Source organism: Caballeronia zhejiangensis (assembly GCF_000698575.1).
Taxonomy (GTDB): Bacteria; Pseudomonadota; Gammaproteobacteria; order Burkholderiales; family Burkholderiaceae; genus Caballeronia; species Caballeronia zhejiangensis.
Genome location: NZ_JFHD01000002.1, coordinates 313,468 through 333,640 on the forward strand (window position 1 = coordinate 313,468; position 20,173 = coordinate 333,640).

Below are 20,173 nucleotides of genomic sequence, written 5' to 3' on the forward strand. Positions count from 1 at the left end.
AAGCAAATTCGAACCATGCGTTTTCTGCGTTTCCTCAAGATTTTTTTCACGATCGTCCGATTCGGTCTCGATGAGCTGGTGATGAGCGGCATCGACGATCGTCGCGTGCGCTACCTCATGCGTATCACGACGTTCGGCCGCAGGTTCGACGTCGAGCGCGGCATCCGCTTGCGGCTCGCGCTGGAAAGCCTCGGGCCCATCTTCGTGAAGTTCGGGCAAGTGCTGTCGACGCGGCGCGATCTTCTGCCCGTCGATGTCGCCGACGAGCTCGCCAAGCTTCAGGATCAGGTGCCGCCGTTCGATTCGGCGGTGGCCGTGTCGATCATCGAGAAATCGCTCGGTGCGCCCATCGACGAATTGTTCGACGATTTCGAGCGCGTGCCGGTGGCGAGCGCGTCCATCGCGCAGGTGCATTTCGCGAAGATCAGGAACGGCGAGCACGCGGGAAAGGCCGTCGCGGTGAAGGTGTTGCGCCCGGGCATGCTGCCCGTGATCGACTCCGACCTCGCCCTGCTGCGCGACATCGCGACGTGGGCCGAGCGCCTCTGGGCGGACGGCCGGCGTCTGAAACCCCGCGAAGTGGTCGCGGAGTTCGACAAATATCTGCACGACGAGCTCGATCTGATGCGCGAGGCCGCCAACGGCAGCCAGTTGCGCCGCAATTTCCAGGGGCTCGATCTGCTGCTCGTGCCGGAGATGTACTGGGACTTGTCCGCGCCGACGGTGCTCGTCATGGAGCGCATGGTCGGCGTGCCGATCAGCCAGGTGGAGACCTTGCGCGCCGCGGGCGTCGATATTCCCAAGCTGGCGCGCGAAGGCGTCGAGATTTTCTTCACACAGGTGTTCCGCGACGGCTTCTTTCACGCCGACATGCATCCCGGCAACATTCAGGTGAGCCTCGATCCGGCGACGTTCGGGCGCTATATCGCGCTGGATTTCGGCATCGTCGGGGCGCTTTCGGACTTCGACAAGAACTACCTCGCGCAGAACTTCCTCGCCTTCTTCAAGCGCGACTATCACCGCGTCGCGACGCTGCACCTCGAATCCGGCTGGGTGCCGCCGAGCACGCGCGTCGAGGAACTGGAAAGCGCGATCCGCGCGGTCTGCGAGCCCTATTTCGATCGCGCGCTGAAGGACATTTCGCTCGGGCAGGTGCTGATGCGCCTTTTCTCGACGTCGCGACGCTTCAATGTCGAGATTCAGCCTCAACTCGTGCTTCTGCAAAAGACGATGCTCAACGTCGAAGGACTCGGGCGCTCGCTCGATCCGGAGCTGGATCTGTGGAAAACGGCCAAGCCGTATCTCGAGCGCTGGATGAACGAGCAGATCGGCTGGCGCGGCTGGTACGAGCGGCTTCAAATGGAAGCGCCGCAGTGGAGCAAGACGATTCCGCAGCTGCCGCGGTTGATTCACCATATTCTGGCGGAGCGCCACGACGCGCCGAAAAGCGGCAGCGACGAACTGATGCGAATGCTCCTTGCGGAGCAGAAGCGCACGAACCGCCTGCTCGTCGCGGTGCTCGTTGCCGGTGTCGTCGCGATGGCGGGCGCGGGCTTCGTAATCGCGCAGTTCTGGCTCCATCCCTGAGGGCGCGCAGCATGAGCGATCCGACGAACTCAAACGTTCCCGATTTCGAAAACCGCGATCCGAACTCTCCGGGTTTCTGGGATGAACGTTTCGGTCAGCACTTCACGCCGTGGGATCAGGCCGGCGTTCCGGAGATGTTCAAGAGTTTCGTCGCGTCGCGCAGTGCGCAGAGTGTGCTGATTCCGGGCTGTGGCAGCGCGTACGAAGCGCTCCATCTTGCCGAACGCGGCTGGCCGGTCCGCGCAATCGACTTCTCGCCGGCCGCTGTCGAGGCGGCGCGCGCGCAACTCGGCGCGCATGCGGGCGTCGTCGAAGAGGCGGATTTTTTTGCGTATGTGCCGCCGTTTTCGCCGGATTGGATCTACGAGCGCGCGTTTCTCTGCGCGCTGCCGAAGACCCGCTGGCAGGATTACGCCAGCCGGATGGCGGCGTTGCTTGCGCCCGGCGCGCTGCTGGCGGGCTTCTTTTTCATCGGAGCGACGCCGAAAGGGCCGCCTTTCGGAATCGAGCGCGCCGAACTGGATGCACTGCTGTCGCCGCACTTCGAATTGATCGAAGACCGCGAGGTGAGCAACTCGATACCCGTATTCGCCGGCCGCGAGCGCTGGATGACGTGGCGGCGAATCTGAGCCAGCCGGCTTGAAATTCGCCGCCGACGCCCCGAAATATTGCGCGGTTAATCTTGCGCCCGCGGTCCCGAAAATCGCGGGCCAATATCGGTTTGCGGCTATAATTCAAGGCTTTGCAAGCGTCGACAGATCATTGTAGGAAGAGTGCCATGCCGATTTACGCGTACCGTTGCGCCGACTGCGGCCACGAAAAAGACGTGCTTCAGAAACTGAGCGATGCGCCGCTCACGCAGTGTCCCGCCTGCGGGAAGGACACTTTTTCGAAGCAGGTGACCGCCGCCGGATTCCAGTTGAAGGGTTCAGGCTGGTATGTCACCGACTTCCGTGGCGGAAACAGCAATGCCGGCAACAAGAGCAACGCGGCCGCGTCTGACGCATCGGCGGCGAAATCGGACGATGCCGCTTCGGCCGGTTCCGGCAACTCGAATTCGAGCGATAGCGCGACGCCGGCGAGCACGCCATCATCCTCGGATGCCGCCAAACCCGCCGCGGGCGCGTCCGCATCGTCGAGCGCCGCCTGAGCGCCAGACGGCCGGCGCGGCCGGCCACATGCCGCGCCGATGACCTCGTAGACCGCGCTCAGCCGAGCGCGACCCGCCTGCCAAGCCGAATCTCCGACGCACTCGAGAGCCGGCGCAGCCTTCGCCCCGTGTAAATGACCACGAAAAAGACTACGCTGAAAACCGTGTTCCTCACCGGCCTGCTCGTGCTGGTGCCGCTCGCCATCACCTTGTGGGTGCTCGGGCTCGTGATCGGAACGATGGACCAGACGCTGCTTCTGCTGCCGCAATCGTGGCAGCCCGAGCGGATCGTCGGTTTTCATCTGCCGGGCGTGGGCGCGGTGCTGACGCTTGCGTTCATTTTCATCGTCGGGCTGTTGACGCAGAACTTCGTCGGCCAGAAGCTCGTGAAATGGTGGGACGCCATCCTTCGTCACATTCCGGTCGTCGGCCCGTTGTACACGAGCGTGAAACAGGTGTCGGACACGTTGCTGTCTTCGAGCGGCAACGCGTTTCGCAAGGCGCTCCTGATCGAGTATCCGCGCAAAGGCTCGTACACCATCGGATTTCTCACGGGCATTCCGGGCGGCGACGTGCTGAATCATCTCGATGAAGAGCACGTGAGCGTCTATGTGCCGACGACGCCGAACCCGACGTCCGGCTTCTTCCTGATGATGCCGAAAAGCGAAGTCGTCGAACTGGACATGACCGTCGACGCCGCACTGAAATACATCGTCTCGATGGGCGTGGTGGCCCCTTCGCCGAGCGCACCGACACCGGTCGCGCCAGCCCGCCGCCCCACCGAGCCGCCGATGTAATGCCGGCGCGCGCGCAGCGAGAGTCAGCCGCGAGAGAGCATGACCCGAGCGCGCGAGCCGTTGATTAACGAACAACGAAAGACACAACATCATGTCGATGCGATCTGAATACTGCGGTCTGGTGACCGAGGCCCGACTGGGCGAAACCGTCTCGCTGTGCGGCTGGGTGCATCGCCGGCGCGATCACGGCGGCGTTATCTTCATCGACTTGCGCGACCGCGAAGGCCTCGTTCAAGTCGTCTGCGACCCGGACCGCGCCGAGATGTTCAAGGTGGCCGAAGGCGTGCGCAACGAGTTCTGCGTGCAGGTGAAGGGCGTCGTGCGCAACCGTCCGGAAGGCACCGTCAATGCGAACCTCACGAGCGGCAAGATCGAAGTGCTATGCCACGAACTCGTGGTGCTGAACGCATCGGTGACGCCGCCGTTCCAGCTCGACGACGACAACCTGTCGGAGACCACGCGCCTCACGCATCGCGTGCTCGACCTGCGCCGTCCGCAGATGCAGAAGAATCTGCGCCTGCGCTATCGCGTCGCGATGGAAGTGCGCAAGTATCTCGACGCGCAGGGCTTCATCGACATCGAAACGCCGATGCTGACCAAGAGCACACCGGAAGGCGCGCGCGACTACCTCGTGCCGTCGCGCGTGAACGCGGGCCAGTTCTTCGCGCTGCCGCAGTCGCCGCAATTGTTCAAGCAATTGTTGATGGTCGCGAACTTCGACCGTTACTACCAGATCACCAAGTGCTTCCGCGACGAAGACCTGCGCGCCGACCGTCAGCCGGAATTCACGCAGATCGACTGCGAAACCTCGTTCCTCACCGAGCAGGAAATCCGCGATCTGTTCGAGAACATGATCCGCCACGTCTTCAAGGAGACGATGGAAGTCGCGCTGCCCGAGAAATTCCCGGTCATGCTGTACTCGGAAGCGATGCGCCGCTTCGGCTCCGACAAGCCGGATCTGCGCGTGAAGCTCGAATTCGCCGACCTCACGGATGCCGTGAAGGACGTCGACTTCAAGGTGTTCAGCATGCCGGCCAACTCGAAGGACGGCCGCGTCGCGGCGCTGCGCGTGCCGAAGGGCGGCGAGTTGTCGCGCGGCGACATCGACGGCTACACGGAATTCGTGCGCATCTACGGTGCGAAGGGGCTCGCGTGGATCAAGGTCAACGACAAGACCAAGGGCCGCGACGGCCTGCAAAGCCCGATCGTCAAGAATCTGCATGACGCGGCGCTCGCGGCGATCATGGAGCGCACGGCGGCGGAAGACGGCGACATCATCTTCTTCGCGGCGGATCGCGCGAAGGTCGTGAATGACAGCCTCGGCGCGCTGCGTCTCAAGATCGGACATTCGGAATTCGGCAAGGCGAACGGCCTGCTGGAAACCGGCTGGAAGCCGCTCTGGGTCATCGACTTCCCGATGTTCGAGTACGACGAGGAAGAGAACCGCTACGTGGCCGCGCATCACCCGTTCACGAGCCCGAAGGACGAGCACCTCGAGTATCTGGAAACGGACCCGGGCCGCTGCCTTGCGAAGGCGTACGACATGGTGCTGAACGGCTGGGAAATCGGCGGCGGTTCCGTGCGTATCTTCCAGGAAGACGTGCAGAGCAAGGTGTTCCGCGCGCTGAAGATCGGCGCTGAAGAAGCCCGCCTGAAGTTTGGCTTTTTGCTCGACGCGCTGCAGTACGGCGCGCCGCCGCATGGCGGCATCGCGTTCGGTCTGGACCGCATCGTCACGCTGATGTCCGGCGCCGATTCGATCCGCGACACGATCGCGTTCCCGAAGACGCAGCGCGCGCAGGATCTGCTCACGCAGGCCCCGAGCGAAGTGGACGAGCGCCAGTTGCGCGAGTTGCACATCCGTCTGCGTCAGCCGGAGCAGAAAGCGCAATAAGCAGCTTTCGTTGTCGATGTGATGAAAAAGGCGCCGGGTGCGCCTTTTTCGTTTTTTGCGTTACAGTCTTTGGGCATAAACAGATAAAGAAACGCGCGTTCAAAAGCTCATGCAGAAGCCGCCCAAAATTCCCGAATCCGTCCTCGTCGTCATTCATACGCCCGAGCTCGACGTGCTCATCATCGAACGCGCGGATCACAAGGGCTTCTGGCAATCGGTGACGGGCTCGAAGGATCACATCGACGAGCCGCTCATCGAGACCGCCGCGCGCGAGGTGCAGGAAGAGACGGGCATCGTGATAGGCAGCGCGCTCGTGCCCGAGAACGCGCTGCTCGACTGGCATCACAGCATTCAGTACGAGATTTATCCGCAATGGCGGCATCGCTACGCGGAAGGGATCATGCGCAACACTGAGCATCAGTTCAGCCTGCTCGTGCCACATTGTCTCGAAGTGACGCTCGCGCCGCGCGAACACACCGCGCATCTCTGGCTGCCGTTTCGCGAGGCCGCCGACCGATGCTTCTCGTGGTCGAACCGGGAAGCGATCCTGCAATTGCCCGAGCGCCTCGCGGCGCATAACCGATGATCGGACTGCGTCCCCGGCGCAGTTTCAAGCGGCTGCGCCAGGCGCTGTTCTCCGGCCGCCGGCCGCCGCGCTTATGCTTCACGACGGGCAATCACGTCAGGCTCTTCAAAGGTGGCGTGCAGTTCTTTCCGGCGTTGATCGAGCGGATCGACAACGCGCGCAAATCGGTGTCGCTCGAAACCTACATCTTCGCCAACGACGACATCGGTCGCGCCGTCTCCGATGCGCTCGTGCGCGCCGCCGAGCGTGGCGTCACGGTACGCGTGATCACGGATGGCATCGGCACGGAAAGCAATCTGCCGATGTTCGAGCTCTGGAAGGCGCGCGGCGTCGAGCATCGCATCTATAACCCGCATCTGCTGTTCGGTCCGCAAGGCTGGTCGCGCACGCATCGCAAGCTCGCGCTGATCGACGAGACCTTTGCGTTTTGCGGCGGCATCAATATCGTCGACGACTACGACCAGAACGGCACGCGTCTGGAGCGTCCGCGCTGGGATTTCGCGATGGAGGCGCAAGGCCCCGTCGTCAAGGACGTGCGCGAAGCGTTCGATCTCCAATGGCAGCGCATCCGGCTCGGCGTGAAGCCGCGTCAGCCGTCGCAGCCGGGTTGTGAAACGCAAGAGAGCGATCGCGCGCCCGGCCGATGGAACGCCCGTCGCGCCATGCTGGCACGCCGGCGCGCGCGTCTCGGCGAGATTCACGCGGTCGATCGCCCGTGCGTCGCTTTCGTCGCGCGCGACAATCTGCTCAACCGGCGCGCGATCGAAAAGGCGTATCTGCGGGCGATCGCGAACGCCGAGAGCGAAGTCCTGCTGGCGAATCCTTACTTCATGCCGGGTCGCAAGCTGCGGCGCGCGCTTGTCAACGCGGCGGAGCGCGGCGTGCGCGTGTCCCTCGTCATCGGTCGTAAAGAGTTCGTCGCGCTCGATTACGCGACGCCGTTTCTCTACGGCAATCTGCTCAAGCATGGCGTGAGGATCGCCGAGTATGAGAAGACGATGCTTCACGGCAAGGTCGCGGTAGTGGACGCGGACTGGGCGACCATCGGCTCATCCAATCTCGATGCGCTTTCGCTCGTGCTCAACAACGAGGCCAACATGGTGCTCGTCAATCATTCCGAGATCGCGGGGTTGCACGACGCCATTCTTCAGGCTTTTGACGAAGGCCGCCCCATCGATGAAAAACACTATGCGGCGCGGCCCGTTACGGAGCGCACGCTTAATTGGCTGGCTTATAACACGTACCGGCTGATGATGAAGGTGATCACCATCGGGCAGTACGATTAACCTGCCTTTTAGCAGCGATTGCGCAAAAATACATACCGACAAGCAGCGCTGGAGAAGGCTTCCCACGAATCGGGAAATTCGGGCAGTCACTTACAGGCAGTCCGTACATAAAACGCGACAATGAACCCCGACATTGTTGAGATTTATCCTATAGACAAGGCTTGGCGTTTTAGAAATGCGTGTCTAAAAATCTGCTTGTATCACCAACGTTCGGCCATAATAATAGAACGGCCGTTCGATTTTACGGGTCACATAAGAACGGTAGGGACATCATGCGAAAAGGCGAACAGACGCGGGCCGCGATTCTCGACGCAGCGCTGGAGTTGGCAAGTCGGGACGGGCTGGAAGGGCTGACGATCGGCCTGTTGGCCGAACGGATGCAAATGAGCAAGAGCGGTGTGTTTGCGCATTTCGGGTCGCGCGAGGACTTGCAGGTGGAAGTGGTGCGCGAGTACCACAGGCGCTTCGAAGATGAGGTGTTCTTTCCGAGCCTGCGTGAGGTGCGAGGCCTGCCGCGATTGCGCGCGATGATGAATCGCTGGATGGAGAAACGCATCCAGGAAGTGACCACGGGTTGTATCTATATCAGCGGAGCGGTGGAGTACGACGACCGCGCCGCGAGCGCCGTGCGCGAGCAGCTCGTGCATAGCGTGAGCATGTGGCGCGAGGCGCTGCTGCGCGCGATCCGCCAGTCGAAGGACGAAGGGCATCTGAAGGCGGAAACCGATCCGCATCTGATGCTGTTCGAGCTGTACAGCTTTACGCTCGGCCTGCATCACGACGCGCGCTTCCTGCATCTGCCGGAAGCCGTGCAACTGACGCGGGACGCGCTGGAAAAGACGATTCAGTCGTATCAGACGTCGAGTGCGGGCGCGAATGGAAGCGTTGCGCAGCCGACTCCGATCCCGGCCACGAATCTGACATCGCAACAGACCGACAGCCGTTAGCGGCGCCGTTCGAATCGACAAAGGGTTCGGCGGCGCGCAACCAGACGCTTGAAGAAACTGGAGAGACTCATGGGAAAGTACGCCGCCCCCCTTCGCGACATGCAGTTCGTGCTGCACGAAGTGCTGAACGTGGAAGCCGAATTGAAGAGCATGCCGAAGCATGCCGACCTCGACGCCGACACCATCAATCAGGTGCTCGAGGAAGCCGGGAAGTTCTGCTCCGAAGTCGTGTTCCCGCTCAATCAGAGCGGCGACCGCGAAGGCTGCACTTACGAGGGCGATGGCGTCGTGAAGACGCCTGCCGGCTTCAAGGAAGCTTATCGGCAGTACATCGATGCAGGCTGGCCCGCGCTCGGATGCGATCCCGAGTACGGCGGCCAGGGCTTGCCCGCGTTCGTGAACAACGCGCTCTACGAAATGCTCAACTCGGCGAATCAGGCCTGGACGATGTATCCGGGCCTGTCGCACGGCGCCTACGAATGCCTGCATGCGCACGGCACGCCGGAGCAGAAGTCGACGTATCTCTCGAAGCTCGTCTCGGGCGAGTGGACCGGCACGATGTGCCTCACGGAACCGCATTGCGGAACGGACCTCGGCATTCTGCGCACGAAGGCCGAGCCGAATCCCGACGGCTCGTACGCGCTCACCGGCACGAAGATCTTCATTTCGAGCGGCGAGCACGACATGGCCGAGAACATCGTTCATCTGGTGCTCGCGCGTCTGCCCGGCGCGCCGATGGGCACCAAGGGCATCTCGCTTTTCATCGTGCCGAAGTTCGTACCGGACGCGAACGGTGCGGTCGGTGCGCGCAACGACATCAAGTGCGGCTCGATCGAGCACAAGATGGGCATTCACGGCAACGCGACCTGCGTGATGAACCTCGACGGCGCGAAGGGCTGGCTCGTCGGCGAGTCGAACAAGGGCTTGAACGCGATGTTCGTGATGATGAACGCAGCGCGTCTGGGCGTTGGCATGCAGGGTCTCGGGCTGACTGAAGTCGCGTATCAGAACTCGCTCGTGTACGCGAAAGAGCGTCTGCAGATGCGCTCGCTGACCGGCCCGAAGGCGCCGGAGAAGGCCGCCGATCCGATCATCGTGCATCCGGATGTGCGTCGCATGCTGCTCACGCAGAAGGCCTATGCCGAGGCAGGCCGCGCGTTCACGTATTGGGCGGCGTTGAATATCGACAAGGAACTGTCGCATGCGGATGAAGCCGTGCGCGCCGAAGCCGCCGATTTTGTCGCGCTGCTGACGCCGGTCATCAAGGCTTTCCTGACCGATAACGCGTTCGAAGGCACGAACATGGCGATGCAGATCTACGGCGGACATGGCTTCATCTCCGAATGGGGCATGGAGCAATACGTCCGCGATGCGCGCATCAACATGATCTACGAGGGCACGAATTCCATTCAGGCGCTGGACCTGCTGGGCCGCAAGATTCTCGGCGACATGGGCGCGAAGCTGAAGCGCTTCGGCAAGCTGGTTGCGGACTTCGTCGAGCAGGAAGGCGTGAAGCCGGAGATGCAGGAGTTCATCAATCCGCTCGCGGATATCGGCGAGAAGGTGCAGAAGCTCACGATGGAGATCGGCATGAAGGCCATGCAGAATCCCGATGAGGTCGGGGCTGCTGCTGTGCCCTACCTGCGCACTGTCGGGCATCTCGTGTTTTCTTATTTCTGGGCGCGGATGGCGAGGGTTGCGCTCGATCGTGCCTCTGGCGGTGATGCTTTCTATAAGGCCAAGCTGGCCACCGCGCGGTTCTATTTCGCCAAGCTGCTGCCTGAGACCGCTTCTACGATTCGCGCTGCTCGGGCCGGTGCCAAGCCTATGATGGATTACGACGAAGCGTTGTTTTGATGTTTTTGCTTTCGCTTCTGCTTTCGCTTTCGGGTGATCCCGTTTTCGTGTCGGTCTATTAGCTCTGCCCCTGTGCGGGGCGGCAGTGCTAATGGACCGACGCGAAAACAGGATTGCACGAAGGCGGAAGCGAACCCGAGCGAAAGCGAAAGCGAACAAAAAAGCGAAAGCCGCAGCAAGACGAAACCCCAAACATTCACGAACCCCGGAGTGACCCCACCGTGAACGTCAAAAAAGTCGCCGTGCTCGGCGCGGGAGTGATGGGCGCGCAGATCGCCGCCCATCTGATCAACGCCCGCGTCCCGGTCATGCTCTTCGACCTTCCGGCCAAGGAAGGCCCGAAGAACGCCATTGCGCTGAAGGCCATCGAGAACCTCAAGAAGCTGTCGCCCGCCCCGTTCGGCGTGAAAGACGACGCTCAGTACATCGAACCCGCGAACTACGACGACGACATCGAGAAACTGAAAGAATGTGATCTCGTGATCGAAGCCATCGCCGAGCGCATGGACTGGAAGCACGATCTCTACAAGAAGGTCGCACCGCACATCGCGCCGCACGCGATCTTCGCGAGCAACACGTCGGGCCTGTCGATCACGGAGCTGTCGAACGGCTTCTCCGATGAACTCAAATCGCGCTTCTGCGGCGTGCACTTCTTCAATCCGCCGCGCTACATGCATCTGGTCGAGCTGATCCCGACCGCATCCACGAAGCCCGAGATCCTCGATCAACTCGAAACGTTCCTGACGAGCGTGATCGGCAAGGGCGTCGTGCGCGCAAAAGACACGCCGAACTTCATCGCGAATCGCGTCGGTGTGTTCTCGATTCTCGCGGTCATCGCCGAAGCCGAAAAGTTCGGCCTGCGCTTCGACGAAGTCGACGATCTCACCGGCTCGCGCCTCGGCCGCGCGAAGTCCGCGACGTTCCGCACAGCCGATGTCGTCGGTCTCGACACGATGGCGCACGTCATCAAGACGATGCAGGACAACCTGCCCGACGATCCGTTCTTCGCCGTCTACAAGACGCCGCCCGTGCTCGACGCGCTCGTCAAGAACGGCGCGCTCGGCCAGAAGACGGGCGCGGGTTTCTATCGCAAGGAAGGCAAGGCGATCAAGGTTCTCGATCCGAAGACGGCTTCTTATGTCGAGGGCGGCCCGAAAGCCGACGAACTCATCGGCCGCATTCTGAAGCGTCCGCCAGCCGAGCGTTTCAAGCTCTTGCGCGAAACCGACAACAAGCAGGCGCAGTTCCTCTGGGCGATCTTCCGCGACGTGTTCCATTACGTCGCGGTCCATCTGGAATCGATCGCGGACAACGCGCGCGACGTCGATCTCGCGATCCGCTGGGGCTTCGGCTGGAACCAGGGACCGTTCGAAAGCTGGCAAGCCGCGGGCTGGCAGCAGATCGCGAAGTGGGTCCAGGAAGACATCGATGCAGGCAAGGCGCTCTCGAACGCGCCGCTGCCCGCATGGGTGCTCGATGGTCCCGTCGCCGAGAAGAGCGGCGTGCACACGGACGAAGGTTCGTGGTCGCCCGCCGCGCGCCGTTTCGAGCCGCGCTCGACGCTGCCCGTGTACGAGAAGCAGGTGTTCCGCGCGCCGCTCGTCGGTGAGACGGGCGCCGATCCGAAGACCTACGGCAAGACGCTCTTCGAAACCGAAAACGTGCGCGCGTGGCTCGACGACGATCAAAGCGATGTCGTGATCGTGTCGTTCAAGTCGAAGATGAACACCATCGGTCCGGGCGTGATCGAGGGCCTCACGCAAGCCATCGAACTCGCGGAGAAGGAATACCGTGGCGTCGTGATCTGGCAGCCGACTTCGCTGCAACTCGGCGCGCCCGGCGGTCCGTTCTCGGCGGGCGCGAATCTCGAAGAAGCGATGCCCGCGTTCATGATGGGCGGCGCGAAGGGCATCGAGCCGTTCGTGAAAAAGTTCCAGCAAGGCATGATGCGCGTGAAATACGCGAACGTGCCGGTCGTGTCGGCGGTTTCGGGCATTGCGCTCGGCGGCGGTTGCGAGCTGCTGCTGCATTCGGCGAAGCGCGTCGCGCATGTCGAGAGTTATATCGGTCTCGTCGAAGTGGGCGTCGGTCTCGTGCCGGCGGGCGGCGGTCTCAAGGAAGCGGCACTGCGCGCGGCGGAAGCGGCGAGCGCCGTCAACGCGACCAGCGATCTGCTCAAGTTCCTGCAGAAGTCCTTCGAAAACGCGGCGATGGCGAAAGTGTCGTCCTCCGCATTCGATGCCCGCGCGATGGGCTATCTGAAGCCGTCCGACACGATCGTCTTCAACGTGCACGAACTGCTCGACATCGCGAAGAAGGAAGCGCGCGCATTGAGCGCATCGGGCTATCGTCCGCCGTTGCGCGCGAAGCAGGTGCCGGTCGCGGGCCGCTCGGCGATCTCGACGATCAAGGCGTCGCTCGTCAACATGCGCGACGGGCGCTTCATCAGCGATCACGACTATCTGATCGCGAGCCGTATCGCCGAAGCCGTGTGCGGCGGCGATGTCGAAGCGGGCAGTCTCGTCGACGAAGAATGGCTGCTGGCGCTGGAGCGCCGCGCGTTCGTCGAGCTGCTCGGCACGCAAAAGACGCAAGAGCGAATCATGGGCATGTTGCAGACCGGCAAGCCGGTGCGTAACTAAGCGGAGCTGCATAAGATGAGCAAACAACTTCAAGACGCATACATCGTCGCCGCGAGCCGCACGCCGATCGGCAAGGCGCCGCGCGGCGTGTTCAGGAACACGCGCCCGGACGAGCTGCTCGTCCACGCGATCAGGTCGGCCGTCGCGCAGGTGCCGGGGCTCGATACGAACGTGATCGAGGACGCGATCGTCGGCTGCGCGATTCCCGAGGCCGAGCAAGGACTGAACGTCGCGCGCATGGGCGCGTTGCTCGCGGGCTTGCCGAACACCGTCGGCGGCGTCACGGTGAACCGCTTCTGCGCGTCGGGCCTGACGGCGCTCGCGATGGCGGCGGACCGCATCCGCGTCGGCGAAGCCGATGCGATGATCGCCGGCGGCTGCGAGTCGATGAGCATGGTGCCGATGATGGGCAACAAGCCTTCGCTGTCGCCGCATATCTTCGATCGCAACGAAGATGTCGGCATCGCGTACGGCATGGGGCTGACGGCGGAGCGCGTCGCGGAACGCTGGAAGGTGAGCCGCGAGGCGCAGGACGCGTTCGCCGCGGAGTCGCATCGCAAGGCGTTGGCCGCGCAGCAAGCGGGCGAATTCGCCGATGAAATCGCCGCATACACGTTGAACGAGCGCTTCCCCGATCTCGCATCGGGCGAAGTTCGCGTGAACGCGCGCGAGATCGCGCTCGACGAAGGTCCGCGCGCGGATACGTCGGTCGAAGGTCTCGCGAAGCTGCGTCCCGTGTTCGCGAACAAAGGCTCGGTGACGGCGGGCAACAGCTCGCAGACGTCGGACGGCGCCGGCGCGCTGATCGTCGTGTCGGAAAAGATCCTGAAGCAGTTCAACCTCACGCCGCTCGCGCGCTTCGTGAGCTTCGCGGTGCGCGGCGTGCCGCCCGAGATCATGGGCATCGGGCCGAAGGAAGCGATTCCGGCCGCGTTGAAGGCGGCGGGCCTGAAGCAGGACGATCTCGACTGGATCGAGCTGAACGAAGCGTTCGCGGCGCAGGCGCTCGCGGTGATCGGCGATCTCGGACTCGATACGTCCAAGGTCAATCCGCTCGGCGGCGCGATCGCGCTCGGCCATCCGCTCGGCGCGACGGGCGCGATCCGCGCGTCGACGGTCGTGCACGGCCTGCGTCGCCGCAACCTGAAGTACGGCATGGTGACGATGTGCGTCGGCACCGGCATGGGCGCGGCGGGCATCATCGAGCGGCTTTGATGCAAACGGTCCGCGAGTGCCGAAAGCTCGCGGGCCGACAAAGGAGACAGCGGATGGAGATTCAGATCGAACGCGCGGACGGCGTGCTGAGCATCGTGCTCAATCGTCCGGAAAAGAAGAACGCGATCACCGCGGCGATGTATCAGGAAATGGCCGACGGCCTCTACGAAGCCGAGATGGACCCGACCGTGCGCGCGGTGCTGATCCGCGCGAACGGCACGACGTTCTCCGCCGGCAACGACCTCGATGACTTCCTGAACGATCCGCCGAAGGGACTCGACGCGCCCGTCTTCCAGTTCCTGCGGCGCATCGCCGGCTTTCCGAAGCCGATCGTCGCGGCGGTCGCGGGCACGGCGGTCGGCATCGGCACGACGATGCTCCTGCATTGCGACATCGTCTACGCGAGCCCGAACGCGAAGTTCTCGCTGCCGTTTTCGCAACTGGGGCTGTGTCCGGAAGCGGCGTCGAGCCTGCTGCTGCCGCGCACGGCGGGTTATCAGCGCGCGGCGGAAAAGCTCTTGCTGGGCGAAGCGTTCGACGTGAACGAAGCGATCGGCATGGGCTTCCTCAACGGCGCGATCGATGCCGCCGAACTCGACGCCTACGCGTTCGACAAGGCGAAGCGGCTCGCGCTCTTGCCGGCGTCGTCGCTGCGCGTGACCAAGTCGCTGATGAAAGGCGCGCACGCGCACGAAGTGACCGCGCGCATGGAAGACGAAGCCGCGCATTTCTCGCGGATGCTCGTCGCGCCCGAAGCGCGCGAGGCGTTTCAGGCGTTCTTCGAGAAGCGCAAGCCGGACTTCAGCAAGTTCGAATAGCGCGCTTCACTCGACATCGTATTCGACGAAGCTGTTCTCGCGCGCGAAGCTGACGAGCCGCAGGCCCGCCTGCATCGCGATCGAAATGGCGAGCGAGGTCGGCGCGGAAATCGTCGCGATCATCGGCACGCCGACGCGCGCCGATTTGCGCACGAGTTCATAGCTCGCGCGGCTCGACAGGAACACGAAACCTTGCGTCGTGTCCTCGCGGCGCAGGATCAACTGGCCGATGAGCTTGTCGAGCGCGTTATGCCGCCCGACGTCCTCGAAGGCGTAGCGCACTGCGCCGTTTTCGTCGCACCACGCGGCGGCGTGCAGACCGCCCGTCAGCTTCGTCAATTGCTGATGCGCGGGCAATTCGCGCGCGGCGCGTTCGATCGCATCGGGCGCGAGACGATTCAGAAAGCCGGTCTCCGGCACGCGTTCCGGCTGAAGATCGAGCAAGTCGATGCTTTCGATGCCGCACACGCCGCATCCGGTGCGCCCGGCGAGCGCGCGCCGCTTGTCCTTCAGCGACGCGAAAGCCCGCTGCACGACCTGCAGATGCACTTCCGCATGCGGCAACGCGACGCCGTCATCCCGCAAATAAACCTCGATATCGTGGATATCGCTGCCGCGCTCAACTATGCCTTCCGTCATCGAGAAGCCCACTGCGAACGCTTCGAGATCGCGTGGCGTGCACATCATCACCGCGTGCGAAATGCCGTTGAAAACCAGCGCGACGGGCCATTCCTGACCGACGTTGTCAGCGGCGATCGCAACTTCGTTCTTGCGATGCCTGCGCACCTGGCGCTCGACGAAGCCGGGTTGGTCGTCGGTTTCGAGTTGTTCCACTTCAATGCTCCTGACCGCTCACTTCGAGTAAAGTCGGGTATGTGACTTGCTGCCAAAAGTTGCTGTCCGCACGCATCGCGACGCGAACAGCGGCTAGATTGCAATGGTTCCAGCCAGATCCAAGGCCCTACAATAACTTAAGCGGGCATCGCGCGCCGCGCCGCCCGCTTCAATCCAACGAGGCTTCGCTATGGGACTTTACGACGCCGCGCGTCTCTTCGGATTCGAAGTCGAATCCTCTGACAATCTGCGCTTCATTCCGCTTGCCGTGCGCTTCAATCTCGACCGCTTCGGCATGCGCATCTCGCTTGACCAATGGCAGCAGCTTCCTTACGAAGATCGCGCGTTGCTGGCGCGCTTTCCGATCGAAGAAGAGGCCGAGCTCGAGAAGAACTTCGACCTCGCGCTTGAAGAGATGCTGAAGACGCACGCCAATGCCGCGCCCGAAAAGATCGAACGCGACCCCGATCCGGTGTGGATGCACGCCGATGCCGTGCCGGAAACCGTGATCCGTCAAAGCAGCCTCTCCGGGATCAGCGCGCCGAGTCTCGATCGCTGGGGCCAACTCGATCGTTTCCAGCGTTACGCGCTCGCGAAACTCTCGCGCAACACGGACAAGGTCAATCACGATTTCCTGCCCGCGATGAAAGAGTTCGGTCTCACGGAGTGAGCACGCGGCTCGCAAACGTTAAGCAGCCGCTTTAATCAGATTATTTGCGGGTGAGCCCTAAATGTCGGGCGAGATGCGCCGTTAATGGACGTTATCCATTAATCGGGCGTGGAGCCGTTCGCCACGCCGCGCATTGCGTTCGATGTGCGCGCATCAAAGGGATTAGCCCGCTCTTCATGACTCGATTCCTCTCCAGAGGTTTGCTCGTCAACATTGCCGTCGTGCTGGCCGCGCTCGGCGCCAACGCGTTCGTCGCCTGCGAGCGGATCGGCGGTCTGCGTGAAAGCGACGCGCGCACCTTGCGCTCGATGAGCCTGCTGCGCGACCTCGCGAACTATCGCAGCACGCTCGGCGAATCGCTGACGCAACTGAGCCGCTTCGAAGCCACCGGCATCGCGGAAACCGCAGCGGGCCATCAGGAACGCGTGGCGCATCTCGACGCGCTCGAAAGCGGCCTGCGCGCGCAGTTCGAAATGGAGCCCGGCATGATGGGCGCATTCGATGCGCTCGCCGCCCGCGCCGCCGTCATGCGGCACGACGCCGACGTCGCCTTCGAGCGCGCGAAGAACGCGAGCCCCGACGCGTCCCGCGCATGGGCCGATGCGGCGTTCGTTACGCTCGGCGAGGATCAGCAAGGCGTCGACGACGAGCTCGCGGCGGTGCGCTCGCGCATCGACAACGCGACGATCGGCGCGCTCGATCAGTCCGCGCGGGCGTCGAGCGGCGCCATGCTGCTGCTCGTCTTCACGATGCTCGCGGGCAGCGCCGTGCTGATCTGGCTCTTCGCGAGTCGCGAGCGGCAATCGCGCGAGAAGCTCGGCGCGGCGCGCGCGCGACAGCGCAGCAACGAGCGCTTTCGCGGCATGTTCGAGGCGCATCCGGTGCCGATGTGGATCGTCGATAGCGAGACGATGCGCTTCGTTGCCGTGAATCAGGCCGCGATCGAACACTTCGGCTTCAACGAGCCGGAGTTCATGGACATGACGCTGCGCGATCTGCATCATGCGGACGACTTCGACAGCTTCGCCGCGCGTCTTGCGCGCAGCGGCGGCGAAGGCGGCGAGCGGGGCGAGCGCGCTCAGTCGGGACGAGGTTCGGCGGGCGTCTGGCGCTATCGCTGCAAGGACGGATCGATCGTGGGCGCGGACGTGTCGCATCACTCGCTCATCTACTCGAGCCGGCCGGGCATCTTCATGCTGGCGAACGACGTGACCGACCGCATCAACGCGGAAGCCGAAGCGCGCCGCTCGAACGAGATGCTCGAAGCGGTCATCGACAACATTCCGCAGCGCGTGTTCTGGAAGGACCGCGAGCTGCGCTATCTCGGCTGCAACAATGCGTTCGCGCGCGATGCGGGTCTCGCGTACAACGAGCAGGTCATCGGCAAGACGGATTTCGACTTGCCGTGGAGCGCGCTCGCGGATCTGGTGCGCGCGGACGACGAAGAGGTCATCGTCACGACCGTGCCGAAGATGCATCACGAGCGCGACATCGTGATGGGCGACCAGTTGCGCACCGTCGTTTCGAGCAAGCTGCCGTTGCTCGACGGCGAAGGGCAGACCATCGGCGTGCTCGGTTCGTATCACGACGTCACCGATCACAAGCGCGCCGAACTCGCGCTGCGTCTGCAAAGCCGCGCGCTGGACGCGAGCGTGAACGCGATTCTGATCACCGGCGTCGTCGATGGCGCGAATGTGATCGAGTATGCGAATCCGGCGTTCAAGCGCATCACGGGTTATGACCCGAGCGAGGTCATCGGCCAGGATTGCCGCTTTTTGCACGGCCCGGACGGAGATCAGGAAGGGCTCACGTCGATCCGCCGCGCCCTCGATGCGAACATGGAAGCGAGCGTCGTCGTGCGCAACTATCGCAAGGACGGCGCGCTCTTCTGGAACCAGCTCTTCGTCGCGCCGGTGCCGAACGCGCAGGGCATGACCACGCATCACATCGGCATCATCAACGACGTGACCGATCTGATGCGCTATCAGGAAGAGCTCGAATATCAGGCGAATTACGACACGCTCACGCGCCTGCCGAATCGCAATCTGCTGAAAGATCGCCTGCAGCACGCGATAGAAACGGCGCGGCGGCGCGATGCGAAGATCGCAGTCGTGTTCATGGATCTCGACGGCTTCAAGAACGTCAACGACAGTCTCGGCCACAGCGTCGGCGACCGTCTGCTTGCGGTGATCGCGGAGCGGCTCGCGCGCTCGGCGCGTACGAGCGATACGGTCGCGCGTCACGGCGGCGACGAGTTCGTCGTCGTGCTGCCGGACATCACCGACGAAGCCGGTCTCATCGTGTGGATGGAGCGCACGCGCGCGGCGATCTCCGAACCGGTGTGGATCGACGACACCGAGCTGTATGTCGGCTGCAGCATGGGCGCGAGTCTTTATCCGCAAGACGGCGACGACGCCGAAACCGTGATGAAGAAGGCCGACCTCGCGATGTATCGCGCGAAGGACATGGGCCGCAACAACTATCAGTTTTATCAGCCGGAGATGAACGCGAGCGTCGGCGCGCGCATGAATCTCGAACGGCGCTTGCGGCGCGCGCTGCGCGACGGCGAATTCCTGCTGCACTATCAGCCGCAGGTCGACATGTCGACGCGTCAGATCGTCGGCATCGAAGCGCTCGTGCGCTGGCGCGACCCCGAGCAAGGGCTCGTGTCGCCGGCGTCGTTCATTCCGGTGGCGGAGGAGAGCGGGCTGATCGGACCGCTTTCCGAATGGGTGCTGCGCGAAGCGTGCCGGCAGAACAAGGCGTGGCAGGATGCGGGGCTGCCGCCGGCGCGCGTGTCGGTGAACTTGTCGGCGCGGCATTTCCAGCAGCGCGACATCGCCCGGCTCGTGACTTCGGTGCTCGAAGAGACGGGCCTTGCGCCGCGCTATCTCGAACTCGAACTCACCGAAAGCGCGATCATGCGCAACGCCGAGGAAGCGATCACGATGCTCTCGGAGCTATCGGCGCTCGGCATCGGTATTGCAATCGACGACTTCGGCACCGGCTATTCGAGCCTGTCGTATCTCAAGCGCTTTCCGGTGCATCGGCTGAAGATCGATCGCTCGTTCGTCGCGGATATCGGCTCGTCGGGCGACGATGAAACCATCACGTCGGCGATCATCGCGCTCGCGCATTCGCTCGAGATGCAGGTGATCGCGGAGGGCGTCGAAACGCACGCGCAGCACGATTTCCTGCGCGAGCGCGATTGCGACGAAATGCAGGGCTACCTTTTCTCGCGCCCGATGCCGCACGAGGCGATTCCGGGCCTTTTGCAGCAGGGCGTGCTGCCCCACTGATCGATTCTTATCAGTCCAGCGACGGCAGCACGCGCGGGCGGCGATCGCGGTCAGTCGCGACGTAGGTGAGCGTCGCTTCCGTCACCTTGACGACTTCTTCGGCGAGGCTCATGCGCTGCGCCCAGACTTCGACCGACACCGTGATGGACGTGTTGCCCGTCTTGACGATGTCGGCGTAAAAGCTCAGCAGATCGCCGACGAAAACCGGGTGCTTGAACAGGAACGAATTCACGGCGACGGTCGCGACGCGGCCGTTCGCGCGGCGGCTCGCCGGAATGGAGCCGGCGATATCGACCTGCGCCATGATCCATCCGCCGAACACGTCGCCGTGGACGTTGGCGTCGGCGGGCTGCGGCACGACGCGCAGCGCGACGTGTTTCTCAGGAAGATTGGGATGGTCGGTCATGGGAGGCGTTCCGGTTTGCAAGGCGGCGCGAAGGCTGGCGCGCGTGAGCGGCCTCTTGAACCTTCTGCGACAATGCCTATTTATGAATGAGCCCGATTGCGCGCGACGTCGCGCCAGGGCTTGCAGCAAATTGTACGGGAAAGCATCCAGACGAAGTTGCGCCCGTTTCGACGATAAAAACCTTC

At 63.1% G+C, this 20,173-nt stretch carries 16 protein-coding genes; 14 read left to right on the top strand and 2 right to left on the bottom strand.

Annotated features, from left to right (window positions below; translation table 11 throughout):
- Positions 1 to 15: 15 nt before the first annotated feature.
- The 12 genes from ubiB (at position 16) to BG60_RS05015 (ending at position 14,779) form a co-directional block, all read left to right on the top strand.
- Positions 16 to 1,587, top strand: coding sequence for a ubiquinone biosynthesis regulatory protein kinase UbiB (ubiB, locus tag BG60_RS04960; RefSeq protein WP_008351622.1), 1,572 nt, complete (start codon positions 16 to 18; stop codon positions 1,585 to 1,587).
- 11 nt (positions 1,588 to 1,598) lie between these two features.
- Positions 1,599 to 2,216 carry a methyltransferase gene (locus tag BG60_RS04965; RefSeq protein WP_034470581.1) on the top strand — a complete coding sequence of 206 codons (618 nt, stop codon included), beginning with the start codon at positions 1,599 to 1,601 and terminating at the stop codon, positions 2,214 to 2,216.
- A gap of 149 nt (positions 2,217 to 2,365) precedes the next feature.
- Positions 2,366 to 2,737 carry an FmdB family zinc ribbon protein gene (locus BG60_RS04970; protein WP_008351617.1) on the top strand — a complete coding sequence of 124 codons (372 nt, stop codon included), beginning with the start codon at positions 2,366 to 2,368 and terminating at the stop codon, positions 2,735 to 2,737.
- A 134-nt stretch (positions 2,738 to 2,871) separates the two neighbouring features.
- Positions 2,872 to 3,534, top strand: a complete 663-nt coding sequence (locus BG60_RS04975) for a DUF502 domain-containing protein (protein ID WP_008351614.1) — start codon at positions 2,872 to 2,874, stop codon at positions 3,532 to 3,534.
- Positions 3,535 to 3,625: 91 nt separating this feature from the next.
- Entirely contained in the window at positions 3,626 to 5,428 is a 1,803-nt protein-coding gene (gene aspS, locus BG60_RS04980; protein ID WP_008351612.1) for an aspartate--tRNA ligase, read from the top strand.
- 109 nt (positions 5,429 to 5,537) lie between these two features.
- Complete coding sequence (gene nudB / locus BG60_RS04985) at positions 5,538 to 6,014, top strand: dihydroneopterin triphosphate diphosphatase (RefSeq protein ID WP_008351611.1); 477 nt, start codon at positions 5,538 to 5,540, stop codon at positions 6,012 to 6,014.
- Positions 6,011 to 7,300, top strand: coding sequence for a phospholipase D-like domain-containing protein (locus tag BG60_RS04990; protein ID WP_034470584.1), 1,290 nt, complete (start codon positions 6,011 to 6,013; stop codon positions 7,298 to 7,300). Before nudB ends, BG60_RS04990 begins: the two co-directional genes overlap by 4 nt.
- Positions 7,301 to 7,572: 272 nt before the next feature.
- On the top strand, positions 7,573 to 8,247 hold the full coding sequence (locus BG60_RS04995; protein ID WP_008351607.1) for a TetR/AcrR family transcriptional regulator: 675 nt from the start codon (positions 7,573 to 7,575) through the stop codon (positions 8,245 to 8,247).
- Positions 8,248 to 8,316: 69 nt separating this feature from the next.
- Positions 8,317 to 10,104, top strand: a complete 1,788-nt coding sequence (locus BG60_RS05000) for an acyl-CoA dehydrogenase C-terminal domain-containing protein (protein ID WP_034470792.1) — start codon at positions 8,317 to 8,319, stop codon at positions 10,102 to 10,104.
- A gap of 221 nt (positions 10,105 to 10,325) precedes the next feature.
- The gene (locus BG60_RS05005; protein WP_034470587.1) at positions 10,326 to 12,746 is read left to right on the top strand and encodes a 3-hydroxyacyl-CoA dehydrogenase/enoyl-CoA hydratase family protein; all 2,421 of its coding nucleotides are present in this window, start codon (positions 10,326 to 10,328) and stop codon (positions 12,744 to 12,746) included.
- Positions 12,747 to 12,761: 15 nt separating this feature from the next.
- Complete coding sequence (locus tag BG60_RS05010) at positions 12,762 to 13,961, top strand: acetyl-CoA C-acyltransferase (RefSeq protein ID WP_034470589.1); 1,200 nt, start codon at positions 12,762 to 12,764, stop codon at positions 13,959 to 13,961.
- Between the two features lie 53 nt (positions 13,962 to 14,014).
- A complete protein-coding gene (locus tag BG60_RS05015) occupies positions 14,015 to 14,779 on the top strand; it encodes an enoyl-CoA hydratase (RefSeq protein ID WP_008351601.1) in 765 nt (254 codons plus the stop codon).
- 6 nt (positions 14,780 to 14,785) lie between these two features.
- On the opposite strand, the gene fdhD is transcribed toward BG60_RS05015, so the two are convergent.
- The gene (gene fdhD, locus BG60_RS05020; protein ID WP_034470591.1) at positions 14,786 to 15,613 is read right to left on the bottom strand and encodes a formate dehydrogenase accessory sulfurtransferase FdhD; all 828 of its coding nucleotides are present in this window, start codon (positions 15,611 to 15,613) and stop codon (positions 14,786 to 14,788) included.
- A 190-nt stretch (positions 15,614 to 15,803) separates the two neighbouring features.
- Between fdhD and BG60_RS05025 the strand changes: the two genes are divergently transcribed.
- Together BG60_RS05025 and BG60_RS05030 are read left to right on the top strand one after the other, a co-directional pair.
- Positions 15,804 to 16,283, top strand: a complete 480-nt coding sequence (locus BG60_RS05025) for a nitrate reductase associated protein (protein ID WP_008351596.1) — start codon at positions 15,804 to 15,806, stop codon at positions 16,281 to 16,283.
- Between the two features lie 176 nt (positions 16,284 to 16,459).
- Entirely contained in the window at positions 16,460 to 19,582 is a 3,123-nt protein-coding gene (locus tag BG60_RS05030; protein WP_034470593.1) for a sensor domain-containing protein, read from the top strand.
- 10 nt (positions 19,583 to 19,592) lie between these two features.
- Here BG60_RS05030 and BG60_RS05035 read toward each other — a convergent pair whose 3' ends face one another.
- Positions 19,593 to 19,988, bottom strand: a complete 396-nt coding sequence (locus BG60_RS05035) for an acyl-CoA thioesterase (protein ID WP_008351593.1) — start codon at positions 19,986 to 19,988, stop codon at positions 19,593 to 19,595.
- Between the last annotated feature and the right edge of the window lie 185 nt (positions 19,989 to 20,173).